Genomic DNA, 11,259 nt, shown 5'->3' with positions numbered 1-11,259 from the left:
ACTCAAGGGTTCGAGAACTTGCCCTTCAGCGTCAGCGTGAATTCCTTGCTGCCGAAGTCCACCTCGCCCCACAGCTTCATGTCCTTGCCGATGTCCAGGCCGGACTCCTTGTCGACGAGGTCGGCGTACCACTTGGAGAGCCCGCGCGCGTCCTTGGGCGCCACGGTGCAGTCCTTGAGCATCTTGTTGACCCGGGACTCGAAGCCGTCCGCCTCCTTGAGGTAGACGTCGTTCAGCTTTTTCAGGCTGAGGTCGATCGCCTTCATGCGCTTGTCGTCGGGCGCGTCGGCCTTCATCAGGTCGGCCATCTCGAGTCGCAAGGCCAGGGCCTCGACCAGGTGCGGCTTGGTCTTGGTCCGGAATTTCGACAGTTCCAGCTTGAAGTCCTTGCGGAATAGCGGTTCGTCGCTGTCAGGCATGGTGGCACCTCGCAGGTCTGCGGCATCGGGAAGTCCGATGGCGCTGGCCTTCCGTTATAGCGCGCGAGGGGCGTGGGAGCAGCCGTCCGTGTGAGGACGAAGGCGCGCTGCGCGGTGCGGAAATGAAAAAGCCTTGCAGGTCGTTGACCTGCAAGGCTTTCATGTTTTGGTGGCGCTTCAGGGATTCGAACCCCGGACCTGCGGATTATGATTCCGTCGCTCTAACCGGCTGAGCTAAAGCGCCTTCGTAAGCCCGCTATTCTAGCCAGCTTTTGGGAGACAATGCAAGCATTCTTCGAAATTCTTTTCGGAGCGGCTCGCAGCCTCGATTGTCGGGGCCTTCTCGACCCCACTCGGCGCCTCCATCGATGTTCAGTTTTTTCAAGAAGAAGTTCGGCGGCGGCTCCGCTGCTGCGCCCGCCCCGGCCCCCGAGGCCGCACCGCTCGTCGCTCCCGCGCAAGAACTGACCCCACCGGCGGCACCGCTTGAAGTCGCCGTTATGCCGGTGCCGGTGCCGGCGCCTGTGGCGGCCGAACCGGCACCCGCGCCTCGCAAGAGCTGGATGGACAAGCTCCGCGCCGGCCTGCGCAAGACCGGCTCCAGCATCGCCCAGGTGTTCACCGGCACGCAGATCGACGATGCGCTGTACGAGGAACTGGAAGCCGCGCTGCTGATGGCCGATGCCGGCGTGAAGGCGACCGAGTTCCTGCTGGAAGACCTGAAGCGCCGGGTCAAGGACAGCAAGGCCACCGATCCCGCACAGGTGCGCGGCCTGCTGGCCGATGCGCTGACCGAACTGCTGCAGCCGCTGGAGAAGTCGCTGGCGGTGGGCGAGGCCGCGCCGACGGTGATGATGGTGGTGGGCGTCAACGGCGCCGGCAAGACGACCAGCATCGGCAAGCTGACCCGCCACCTGGCCGAGGCCGACCAGTCCGTGCTGCTGGCCGCGGCCGACACCTTCCGCGCGGCAGCCCGCGAGCAGCTCAATGTCTGGGCCGATCGCAGCTCGGTGGAGATCATCAGCCAGGAGGGCGGCGACCCCTCGGCGGTCAGCTTCGATGCGGTCAGCGCCGGTCGCGCGCGCGGCAAGGACGTGGTGATCGCCGACACCGCCGGGCGCCTGCCGACGCAGCTCCACCTGATGGAAGAGCTGAAGAAGATCAAGCGCGTGATTGGCAAGGCCCAGGAGGGCGCGCCGCACGAGGTGCTGCTGGTGGTGGACGGCAACACCGGGCAGAACGCGCTGACCCAGGTCAAGGCCTTCGACGACGCGCTGGGCCTGACGGGGCTGATCGTCACCAAGCTCGACGGCACGGCCAAGGGCGGCGTGCTGGCGGCGATCGCGCGCGAGCGCGCGGTGCCGGTCTATTTCATCGGCGTGGGCGAGAAGCTGGAAGACCTGCAGACCTTCAGCGCCCGCGAGTTCGCGCAGGCGCTGCTGGAATAACGAGTTACTTCATGCCCGGCGGCATCATGCCGCCGAGGCCCTTCATCCCGCCCAGCTTCTTCATCATCTTCATCATCCCGCCGCCGGACATCTTCTTCATCATGCCGGCCATCTGGTCGTACTGGTTCAGCACGCGGTTGACGTCCTGCACCTGAACGCCGGCGCCCTGGGCGATGCGCTTCTTGCGGCTGGCCTTGCTCTTGCCGTCCAGCAGCAGCTTGGGGTTGGCGCGCTCCTTGGCGGTCATCGAGCTGAGGATGCCTTCCATGCGCTTCATGTCGCGCTCGGCCTTGTCCATGTCGGCCGCGCCGGCCTTGGCGCTCATCTGTGCGGGCAGCTTGTCCATCAGGCTGGAGAGGCCGCCCATCTTCTTCATCTGCGAGATCTGGGCGAGGAAGTCGTTCAGGTCGAAGCTGGTGCCGCTCTTGAGCTTGTCGGCCAGCTTCTGCGCGGCGGCGATGTCCACGCCCTTGGTCACTTCCTCGACCAGCGCGACGATGTCGCCCATGCCCAGCACGCGGCCCGCATGGCGCTCGGCGTCGAAGACCTCGAGCCCGTCGATCTTCTCGGACACGCCGGCGAACTTGATCGGTGCGCCGGTGATCTGGCGCACCGACAACGCGGCGCCGCCGCGCGAGTCGCCGTCGAGCTTGGTGAGGATCACGCCGGTCAGCGGCAGCGCCTCCTTGAAGGCCTTGGCGGTGTTGATCGCGTCCTGGCCCTGCATCGCGTCGACGACGAACAGCGTCTCCACCGGCTTCAGCACCGCATGCAGGTCGCGGATCTCGGCCATCAGCGCCTCGTCGATCGCCAGGCGGCCGGCGGTGTCGACCAGCAGCACGTCGAAGTAGTGCTTGCGGGCGTAGTCGATCGCGGCCAGCGCGATGTCGTGCGGCTTCTGGTCCGGTGTGGACGGGAACCATTCGCCGCCGGCCTGCTTGGTGACCGTCTTCAGCTGCTCGATGGCGGCGGGGCGATAGACGTCGGCGGAGACCGTCAGCACCTTCTTCTTGCGCTTCTCGATCAGGTGCTTGGTCAGCTTGGCGGTGGTGGTCGTCTTGCCGGCGCCCTGCAGGCCGGCCATCAGGATCACGGCGGGCGGCTGGGCGGCGAGGTTGATGTCGGCCACGCCTTCGCCCATCGTGGCGGCGAGTTCCTTGTGGACGACCGAGACCAGCACCTGGCCCGGGTTCAGCGAGCCGACCACCTCCTGGCCCAGCGCCTTTTCCTTCACGCGGGCGATGAAGTCGCGCACGACCGGCAGCGCCACGTCCGCTTCCAGCAGGGCCATGCGCACCTCGCGCAGCATGTCCTGGACATTCGATTCGGTGATGCGGGCCTGGCCGCGCATCGTCTTCACGAGCTGGCTCAGGCGGTCGGTCAGATTGGAGGCCATCGAGGGTGCGCCGCCTGGCGAGGCGGGTGCGCAAAAGTACACTGTGGACCATGATTTTATCTGGGGCATCGATGGAGACCTCGGGCCAGGTCCTGATCGCCGTGAGCGCATTGGCCGCGCTGGCCTATCTCGGCGCGGCGCTGAACGCCGGGCGCGAGCGCCTGCAGTGGCTGCTGCCGCTCGCCTGGCTGGTGCATGCGGTGGCGCTGACGATCGACATTGCCGGCATCGGCCTGCCCACACCGGGCGCTCGCTTCGGCTTCGCGCCGGCGCTGTCGGCCACCCTGTGGCTGGTGCTGGCCGTCTACATGATCGAGAGCCGGCTGCTGCCGCTGCCCAGCGCGCGGCGCGTGCTGGCCGGGCTGGCGCTGCTCGCGGTGCTGGTGGCGGTGGCCTTCCCCGGCGAGAGCCGGCCGCTGGCGGGATCCCCCTGGGCGCCGCTGCACTGGGTGCTGGGCCTGGCGTCCTACGGCCTGTTCGGCGTGGCGGTCCTGCATGCGGTGATGCTCAATCGCGCCGAGCGGCAGCTGCGCGGGCACAAGCCGTCGAATCCCGGCGTTAGCCCCGGCCTGCCGCTGCTGCGCCTGGAGCGCCTGACCTTCCAGTTCGTGGCCGCCGGCGTCATCGTGCTCTCGCTGGCCATCCTGCTCGGCTGGTGGTTCACGCCGCACTGGCGCTGGGACCACAAGAACCTGCTGGCCGTGCTCGGCTGGATCGTGCTGAGCGGCCTGCTGGCCGGCCGGCGCGCCTTCGGCTGGCGCGGCCGGCTGGCGACGCGCTGGCTCTACCTCGGTGCGGTGCTGCTGCTGCTGTCCTATGCGGGCTCGCGCTTCGTGCTCGAAGTGATCCTGCAGCGGCCGATCGTCTGATGATGATGAAGTACCTGCTGCTCTTCATCGTGCTGGGCCTGGTGTTCTTCATGCTGGGTGCGCGACAGCGCGGCGGCGGCGAAGCGCAGGCCCGCCGGGATACGCCCCCGCCGCCCCCGGCGCCACCCAGGCCCAAGGCCATCGTCAGTTGCGCCCAGTGCGGCCTGCACCTGCCGCAGGACGAGGCGCTGCCCGGCCGCGGCGGCGTGTTCTGCGGCGCGGCCCATCGCGCGGCCTACGAGGCGGCGCACGGCGGATCGTCCTCGTCATGAGCGACTCCGCGCAATCCTGGTTCGGCCCGGGCCAGGATGCGGACGCGGTCGACGAGTCGATCCTCGAGCCCCAGGCCGGGGAGGCGCCGAGCTCCGGCCTGCTGGACACCCAGCTTTTCTTCCAGCAGGAGCGCCGGCGCAATGAGCGCACGCCCGAGGACAGCGCCTTCGTTCGCCTGTTCCGCGCCTTCCTGCTGGCCCGTGCGGCGCTGGGCGTGGCGCTGGTGTTCGCGCTGCTGGTGGCCGGCCGGTTCGGTGCGCCGGCGCCGCGCTGGAACGTGGTGCTGGTGATCGGCTATGCGGTGCAAGCCCTGACCCTGTGGCTGTTCCCGCGCCTGCAGCGCGGCACCACGGTGCGGACGCTGGCGCGGGTGTCGAGCCCGCAGTGGTGGGCCAGCATCGGGCTGGACCTGATCGTGTTCGGCGTGCTGCATGCGCTGGGGCAGGGCGCCAGCATCAACTACGGCGCCCTGTTCGTGCTGCCGGTGCTGATGGCCGGCGTGCTGACGCCGCGGCTGCTGGCGCTGGCCACCGCGGCGATGGCGGCGCTGCTGATGCTGGGCGTGGCGGGCTGGTCGGTGCTGGGCGGCGCCGACGTCGGCCTGCGCATGACGGAGGCGGGCCTGGTCGGCGCCGGCTTCTTCGTCATCAGCCTGCTGGCCAACGAGATGGCCACGCGCTTGCGGCGCGAGGAGCGGGCCGCCCGCGGCAGCCTCGAATATGCGCGCCAGCAGGCGCAGCTGAACCGGCTGGTGATCGAGGAGATGCAGGAGGGCGTGCTGGTGGTGGACCGCCGCGGCCGCGTGCGCGCGGCCAACCCGGCGGCGCGCAGCCTGCTGTCCGACTGCGACGAGCCGGTGCGCCCGGCGCCGTTCCAGCTGCGCGGCGTGCCGGCCTGGCAGCCGCTGGTCGGCGCCGTCGAGCAGGCCTTTGCCGCCGGCGCCTGGCCCGAGGGCGGGCGCGACGTGACCCTGCTGATTGGCGCCGGCCAGCAGCGTGCGCTGCGCCTGCGCATGCGCTTCACCCGCCGGCGCGCCGCGGGCAAGACGACCGAGGACGTCTGCCTGCTCTTCATCGAGGACAAGCGGCGCGTCCAGCAGCGCAGCCAGCAGGAGCGGCTGGCTGCGATGGGCCGGGTGTCGGTGGGCATCGCGCACGAGTTCCGCAACCCGCTGGCCGCGATCGCCCAGGCCAATGCCCTGCTGGCCGAGGACGTGGCCGAGGAGCCGCGTGCGCAGCAGCTGACCCGCATGGTGGCCAGCAATGTCGAGCGGCTCAAGCGCATCGTCGACGACGTGACGGAGCTGGCGCCGGGCCAGGCGCCGGAGTCGATGCCGGTCGAGGCGAGCGAGCTGGTCGCCGGCACCTGCCTGGACTGGGCGCGCACGAATGGCCTGCCGCCGGGCCCCGACGATCCGCTGGTCTGCAGCGTGCCGCTGCAGCCGCTGGTCGTGAGCTTCGAGACCGAGCACCTGCGCCGCGTGCTGGTCAACCTGCTGGACAACGCGCTGCGCCATGCCGACAAGGGCGCGGGCACCGTGCAGGTCACGCTGGCCACGGCCGAGGGCGAGCCCGGCTGGGCGCGGTTGCTCGTCTTCAACGCCGGGCCGCCGATCCCGCCCGAGGTGGAGCGCCACCTGTTCGAGCCCTTCTTCTCCACCCGCAGCCGTGGCTCGGGCCTGGGCTTGTACATTTGCCGGGAACTCTGCGAGCGCCACGGCGCGCGCCTTGAGCACCGCCGCGCCGCGCGCGGCAACGAATTCGTCCTGACGCTGCGCCTGTTCCCCAACCCGATCACCCCATGAGCCCAGCCCCCGGATTCAGCCTGCTCGTCGTCGACGACGAGCCGGACCTGCGCACCCTCTATGAATTGACGCTGCTGCGCGAAGGCTACGAGCTGGAGACGGCCGGCAGCGTCGGCGAGGCGCTGGACCGCCTGGCCGCGCGTGCCTACAGCGCCGTCATCACCGACATGCGCCTGCCCGATGGCTCGGGCCTGGACATCCTGAACTGGCTGGAGGGGCAGGGGCGGCGCGAGAAGGCGCTGGTGATCACCGCTTTCGGTTCGGCCGAGGGGGCGGTGGAGGCGCTGAAGGCGGGTGCGTACGACTACCTGACCAAGCCGGTGGATCTGCGGCAGTTCCGCCTGGTCGTGGCCACCGCGCTGGGCCGTGCGCCGGCCGCGCAGGCGCCGGCCGTAACGCCCAAACCGAGCGGCTCCTCGTCGAAGCCGGCTGCGTCCACGCCCGCCCTGGCCCGCCTGGCTGGCCGCTCGGCCGCGATGGAGCAGGTCCGCTCGCTGATCGAGAAGGTCGCCCGCAGCATGGCCCCGGTGCTGCTGCAGGGCGAGTCCGGCACCGGCAAGGAGCTGGTGGCGCGCGCCATCCACGACTGCAGCGCGCGGCAGCGCCAGCGCTTCGTCGCCGTCAACTGCGGCGCCATCCCCGAGCAGCTGCTGGAGGCCGAGTTCTTCGGTTACCGCAAGGGCGCCTTCACCGGCGCGGCCGAGGACCGCGAGGGCTTCTTCCAGGCGGCCGACGGCGGCACGCTGTTCCTCGACGAGATCGGCGACCTGCCGCTGGCCATGCAGAGCAAGCTGCTGCGCGCGATCCAGGAGCGCTCGGTGCGGCCGGTGGGTGCGGTGGCGGAGACGCCGGTCAACGTGCGCTTCCTCAGCGCCACCCACAAGGACCTGGGCGCCGAGGTGGCCGCGGGCCGCTTCCGCCAGGACCTGTTCTATCGCCTCAACGTGATCCAGATCCGCGTGCCGCCGCTGCGCGAGCGCATCGAGGACGTGCCGCTGATCGCCGAGCGGGTGCTGGAGCGCATCGCCACCGACGCCGGCGTCTCGCCGGTGCCGCGGCTGACGCCGGCCGCCCAGTCGCAGCTGGCCCGCTATGCCTTCCCCGGCAATGTGCGCGAGCTGGAGAACCTGCTGCACCGGGCGCTGGCGCTGTCGGGCGGCGAACTGATCGACGAGGCGGACCTGGACCTGCCCGAGACGCTGCTGGACGACTCCCAGTTCGCCACGCTGGACGCGCCGGAGCCGGCCCTGCCGCCGGCCGAGCCCGGCGCCGAGGCGCCGGCGGAACTGCCCGCTGATCTTGCGAGTTATCTGGACGAGGTCGAGCGCGCCATCCTGCTGCGGGCGCTGGAACTGCATCGCTTCAACCGCACCGCCGCCGGCGCCAGCCTGGGCCTGTCGCTGCGGCAGATCCGCTACCGCATGGCACGGCTGAACATCGCCGCGGGCGAGGGCTGAACGACGCCGTCGAGACTCAGCGTTAGCGATCTCAGGTGTTTCCCCGGTTGCAGAATGGCGACCCAGCGACAGGGTGAACAGCGTGCAGCGGGCAAGACCTGACCCGAGTCGGCCTCAGAGCGAGATTTGGCGCGGCCTGGCGGGCGATTTGCCTCGCTGATGCAGGCCTGGTGCGGGTTCGCGCCGCGGCATCCAGAAGGCATCGGGAAAACGGGCCGCCCGGCCGCGTTTCCATTAACTTTCTGCAACATCCGCGTCACGCTCATGGACGCTATGGCTAGTGCTTGAAGGTGCCCGATGCCACATATATAGTGTCCTCATGCTATCCTTCAGCCCTGGCAAAGAAGTGCTGCAAGACCATTGCCCCCGGTCCACTCCGTCGGACCTTTCGGACCACCGTCTTGCAGCCTGCCCGAGCAGGGAAGCAGTGCTCCCAGCGAATCGCAACAAACCCACGAAATGACGCCCGCCCGAGGCGCGCCTGACGCGCCCAGGGCAGCGCTTTTTCTGCTGACCTTTCAGACCGAACGAGGAATCTTCATGCAACAAGCAAGCGCTGTCGCTCAAACCGGACCCGAAGGTGCGGTGCGGGCCGTGCCGGCCGGCACGGCCAACGCCGCCGCATCCGCCTACCAGGCGTACCAGATCATCCGCCGCAACGGCGCGGTGGTCTCGTTCGAGCCCAGCAAGATCGCGGTTGCCCTGATGAAAGCCTTCCTAGCCGTGCACGGCACCAGCGGCGCGGCCTCGGCCAGCGTGCGCGAGACGGTGGACGGCCTGACCGAGAACGTCGTGCGCGCGCTGCTGCGCTCGCGCCCGGCCGGCGGCACCTTCCACATCGAGGACATCCAGGACCAGGTCGAGCTGGGCCTGATGCGCGGCGGCCACCACGAAGTGGCGCGCGCCTACGTGCTGTACCGCGAGCGCCGCTCGCAGGAGCGCGGCCACCAGCGCGAAGTCGCCGCCCCGGCCGAGACCAGCGGCTTGATGGTCGTCGACAAGGGCCAGCGCGTGCCGCTGGACGTGGCCCACCTGAAGAGCCTGATCGTCTCCGCCTGCGAGAACCTGGGCGCCGACGTCAAGCCCGAGCCGATCTTCACCGAGACCCAGCGCAACCTGTACGACGGCGTCGCCATCGACGAGGTCTACAAGGCCTCCATCCTGGCCGCCCGCACGCTGATCGAGAAGGATCCGGGCTACAGCCGCGCCACCGCCCGCCTGCTGCTGCACACGATCCGCCGCGAGATCATCGGCGGCGAGGTGACGCAGGCCGAGATGCACTCGCGCTACGCCGAATACTTCCCGACCTATATCAAGAAGGGCATCAAGGCCGAACTGCTGGACGAGAAGCTGGGCCAGTACGACATGGCCAAGCTGGGCGCCGCGCTGAAGGCCGACCGCGACCTGCAGTTCGACTACCTCGGCCTGCAGACCCTGTACGACCGCTACTTCCTGCACGTGGACGACGTCCGCATCGAGATGCCGCAGGCCTTCTTCATGCGCGTGGCCATGGGCCTGGCGCTGAACGAGATCGACCGCGAAGCCCGCGCGATCGAGTTCTACGAAGTGCTGTCCACCTTCGACTTCATGTCCAGCACGCCGACGCTGTTCAACAGCGGCACGCGCCGCTCGCAGCTCTCGTCCTGCTACCTGACGACGGTCTCCGACGACCTCGACGGCATCTACGAGGCGCTGAAGGAAAACGCGCTGCTGAGCAAGTTCGCCGGTGGCCTGGGCAACGACTGGACCCCGGTGCGCGCGCTTGGCTCGCACATCAAGGGCACCAACGGCAAGTCGCAAGGCGTCGTTCCGTTCCTGAAGGTGGTCAATGACACCGCCGTGGCTGTGAACCAGGGCGGCAAGCGCAAGGGCGCCGTCTGCGCCTACCTGGAGAGCTGGCACCTGGACATCGAGGAGTTCCTGGAGCTGCGCAAGAACACCGGCGACGACCGCCGCCGCACGCACGACATGAACACCGCGAACTGGATTCCCGACCTGTTCATGCGCCGCGTGATCGAGGGCGGCGACTGGACGCTGTTCAGCCCCTCCACCTGCCCGGACCTGCACGACCTGATCGGCTCCGCCTTCGACAAGGCCTACACCGAATACGAGGCCAAGGCCGACCGCGGCGAGATCAAGCTGTTCAAGCGCATGCCGGCCAAGGACCTGTGGCGCAAGATGCTCTCGATGCTGTTCGAGACGGGCCACCCCTGGATCACCTTCAAGGACGCCTGCAACGTGCGCTCGCCGCAGCAGCACGTCGGCGTCGTGCACTCGTCCAACCTGTGCACCGAGATCACGCTGAACACCAATGACAACGAGATCGCGGTCTGCAACCTCGGCTCGGTGAACCTGGTCCAGCACCTGAAGGACGGCGCGATCGACCAGGAGAAGCTGCGCAAGACGGTCGCCACCGCGATGCGCATGCTCGACAACGTCATCGACATCAACTACTACGCCGTCAAGAAGGCCCGCGACTCGAACCTGCGCCACCGCCCGGTCGGCCTGGGCATCATGGGCTTCCAGGACGCGCTGTACGCACTGCGCACGCCCTACGCCTCGCAAGAGGCCGTGGAGTTCGCCGACCGCTCGATGGAAGCCGTCTGCTACTACGCCTACCTCGCCTCGACCGAGCTGGCGCAGGAACGCGGCCGCTACTCGTCGTACCGCGGCTCGCTGTGGGACCGCGGCATCTTGCCGATCGACTCGCTGGACCTGCTGGCCCAGGAGCGCGGCGGCTATGTGGACGTGGACCGCAGCACCTCGCTGGACTGGGACGCGCTGCGCGCCCGCATCGCCGAGCACGGCATGCGCAACAGCAACTGCGTGGCCATCGCCCCGACCGCGACGATCTCCAACATCATCGGCGTGGACGCCTCGATCGAGCCCTGCTTCGGCAACCTCTCGGTCAAGTCGAACCTGTCGGGCGAGTTCACGGTCATCAACGAATCGCTGGTCCGCGACCTGAAGAAGCTGGGCCTGTGGGACGACGTGATGGTCATGGACCTGAAGCACTTCGACGGCTCGCTGCGCCGCATCGACCGCGTGCCCGAAGAGCTGAAGACGCTGTACGCAACCGCCTTCGAAGTCGACACGCAGTGGCTGATCGAAGCCGCCGCGCGCCGCCAGAAGTGGATCGACCAGGCGCAGAGCCTGAACATCTACATGGCCGGCGCCTCGGGCAAGAAGCTCGACGAGACCTACAAGCTCGCCTGGCTGCGCGGCCTGAAGACGACCTACTACCTGCGCACCACCAGCGCGTCGAGCGTGGAGAAGAGCACGGTGACGAAGTCGGGCCAGCTCAATGCGGTGTCTTCGGGTGCGGGTTCTTCGATGCTGTCGGCGCCCGTCGCTGCGGTCGAAGCGGCTCCTGCGGTCGATGAAGCGTTGCCTGCGACCGACATGAAGTTCTGCTCGATCGACAACCCGGACTGCGAGGCCTGCCAGTAAAAGCCTAACGGTCAAATCACTGGGACTCAAACGCGTCGGCGCGAGAGATCCCAGTGTTCATCGGCTCAAACGCCGATGCATGAGTTTTCGAGTCAGGCGAACTCATCCATCGGCGACTGCTCACCGAGGCCTTCTTCCCGATG

Annotated in this window: 8 protein-coding genes and 1 tRNA gene; 6 read left to right on the top strand and 3 right to left on the bottom strand. The window is 68.7% G+C overall.

What is annotated here, in order from left to right; all coding sequences use genetic code 11:
- Positions 1-2: 2 nt before the first annotated feature.
- Both B0W88_RS03425 and B0W88_RS03420 read right to left on the bottom strand, forming a co-directional pair.
- Positions 3-419, bottom strand: coding sequence for a hypothetical protein (locus B0W88_RS03425; protein WP_077033250.1), 417 nt, complete (start codon positions 417-419; stop codon positions 3-5).
- Positions 420-586: 167 nt separating this feature from the next.
- A tRNA-Met gene (locus B0W88_RS03420) sits at positions 587-663 on the bottom strand.
- 124 nt (positions 664-787) lie between these two features.
- Here B0W88_RS03420 and ftsY point away from each other — a divergent pair.
- On the top strand, positions 788-1,867 hold the full coding sequence (gene ftsY / locus B0W88_RS03415) for a signal recognition particle-docking protein FtsY (RefSeq protein ID WP_077033249.1): 1,080 nt from the start codon (positions 788-790) through the stop codon (positions 1,865-1,867).
- A 4-nt stretch (positions 1,868-1,871) separates the two neighbouring features.
- Here the strand turns inward: ftsY and ffh are convergent, their stop codons facing one another.
- Positions 1,872-3,263, bottom strand: coding sequence for a signal recognition particle protein (ffh, locus tag B0W88_RS03410; RefSeq protein WP_077033248.1), 1,392 nt, complete (start codon positions 3,261-3,263; stop codon positions 1,872-1,874).
- A 71-nt stretch (positions 3,264-3,334) separates the two neighbouring features.
- Here ffh and B0W88_RS03405 point away from each other — a divergent pair, with 71 nt between their 5' ends.
- The 5 genes from B0W88_RS03405 to B0W88_RS03385 all read left to right on the top strand — a co-directional run bounded on the left by B0W88_RS03405 (position 3,335) and on the right by B0W88_RS03385 (position 11,116).
- Positions 3,335-4,132, top strand: a complete 798-nt coding sequence (locus B0W88_RS03405; protein WP_233151611.1) for an inner membrane protein YpjD — start codon at positions 3,335-3,337, stop codon at positions 4,130-4,132.
- Positions 4,132-4,404: a PP0621 family protein gene (locus tag B0W88_RS03400; protein WP_233151610.1), complete on the top strand. Its 273-nt coding sequence runs from the start codon at positions 4,132-4,134 to the stop codon at positions 4,402-4,404. The genes B0W88_RS03405 and B0W88_RS03400 overlap by 1 nt, the downstream gene beginning before the upstream one ends.
- On the top strand, positions 4,401-6,209 hold the full coding sequence (locus tag B0W88_RS03395) for a PAS domain-containing sensor histidine kinase (protein ID WP_083748544.1): 1,809 nt from the start codon (positions 4,401-4,403) through the stop codon (positions 6,207-6,209). Before B0W88_RS03400 ends, B0W88_RS03395 begins: the two co-directional genes overlap by 4 nt.
- Complete coding sequence (locus B0W88_RS03390; RefSeq protein WP_077033246.1) at positions 6,206-7,666, top strand: sigma-54 dependent transcriptional regulator; 1,461 nt, start codon at positions 6,206-6,208, stop codon at positions 7,664-7,666. The genes B0W88_RS03395 and B0W88_RS03390 overlap by 4 nt, the downstream gene beginning before the upstream one ends.
- 540 nt (positions 7,667-8,206) lie before the next feature.
- Positions 8,207-11,116 carry a ribonucleoside-diphosphate reductase subunit alpha gene (locus B0W88_RS03385; RefSeq protein WP_077033245.1) on the top strand — a complete coding sequence of 970 codons (2,910 nt, stop codon included), beginning with the start codon at positions 8,207-8,209 and terminating at the stop codon, positions 11,114-11,116.
- Positions 11,117-11,259: the final 143 nt, after the last annotated feature.

This window comes from Pelomonas sp. KK5 (assembly GCF_001984095.1).
In the GTDB taxonomy this organism is placed as follows: domain Bacteria; phylum Pseudomonadota; class Gammaproteobacteria; order Burkholderiales; family Burkholderiaceae_C; genus KK5.
This window is presented reverse-complemented; position numbering and strand designations above follow the sequence as displayed.

Coding starts and splice junctions, on each gene's coding strand:
- B0W88_RS03425 (WP_077033250.1), bottom strand. CDS start 419: ATGCCTGACAGCGACGAACCGCTATTCCGCAAGGACTTCAAGCTGGAA.
- ftsY (WP_077033249.1), top strand. CDS start 788: ATGTTCAGTTTTTTCAAGAAGAAGTTCGGCGGCGGCTCCGCTGCTGCG.
- ffh (WP_077033248.1), bottom strand. CDS start 3,263: ATGGCCTCCAATCTGACCGACCGCCTGAGCCAGCTCGTGAAGACGATG.
- B0W88_RS03405 (WP_233151611.1), top strand. CDS start 3,335: ATGGAGACCTCGGGCCAGGTCCTGATCGCCGTGAGCGCATTGGCCGCG.
- B0W88_RS03400 (WP_233151610.1), top strand. CDS start 4,132: ATGATGATGAAGTACCTGCTGCTCTTCATCGTGCTGGGCCTGGTGTTC.
- B0W88_RS03395 (WP_083748544.1), top strand. CDS start 4,401: ATGAGCGACTCCGCGCAATCCTGGTTCGGCCCGGGCCAGGATGCGGAC.
- B0W88_RS03390 (WP_077033246.1), top strand. CDS start 6,206: ATGAGCCCAGCCCCCGGATTCAGCCTGCTCGTCGTCGACGACGAGCCG.
- B0W88_RS03385 (WP_077033245.1), top strand. CDS start 8,207: ATGCAACAAGCAAGCGCTGTCGCTCAAACCGGACCCGAAGGTGCGGTG.